Origin of the sequence: Streptomyces sp. SID12501 (assembly GCF_010550245.1) — a bacterium.
Classification (GTDB): domain Bacteria; phylum Actinomycetota; class Actinomycetes; order Streptomycetales; family Streptomycetaceae; genus Streptomyces.
Map to the genome: position 1 here is coordinate 1 of NZ_JAAGLU010000393.1, position 531 is coordinate 531.

At 74.4% G+C, this 531-nt stretch carries 1 protein-coding gene; it reads right to left on the reverse strand.

Features of this window, described 5'->3' with window-relative positions; all coding sequences use genetic code 11:
- On the reverse strand, positions 1 to 531 hold a 531-nt coding region (locus tag G3I71_RS52045), incomplete at both ends, for a pyridoxal-phosphate dependent enzyme (protein ID WP_239149786.1).

The following is a 531-nucleotide window of genomic DNA, read 5'->3' on the forward strand; positions in this document are numbered from 1 at the left end:
GTTCACCGATGTTCTTGAAGGGGACGTCGCCGGGTCGGCCGACCTTGATGCCGTCCGCCATGTTGTTCGGGTTGTCGATCGACACGGGGTGCCCGACCTTGAGCGAGGGCGGGTACGCGGCGGCCCCCGCCGCCTGCACGCCGATGACCTTCACGTCGGGCCGCAGCGCCTTCACCGCGACGGCGACGCCGGCGGCGAGCCCGCCGCCGCCGATGCCGACGATCGTGACGTCGCCGTCGACCCGGGCGACGGCACCGGCGGTCTCCACGGTGGGCGGGGCGCCGACGAAGTCCAGCACGACGTGCGCGCCGAGCCCGCCGGTCAGGTCCATGACGCGGGCCGCCGCCTTCTCGTCGGAGAGGACGGCCTCGTGCGCCCCGACGGCCCTGGCCAGGTCCAGCTTCTCCTCGGTGACGTCGAGCGCGATGACCCGCGCGGCCGTCATGGCGCGCAGGAGCTGGATCGCGACGTGGCCGAGGCCACCGGTGCCGATGACGACGGCCGTGGCGCCGGGCACGAGCTTCGGCAGCG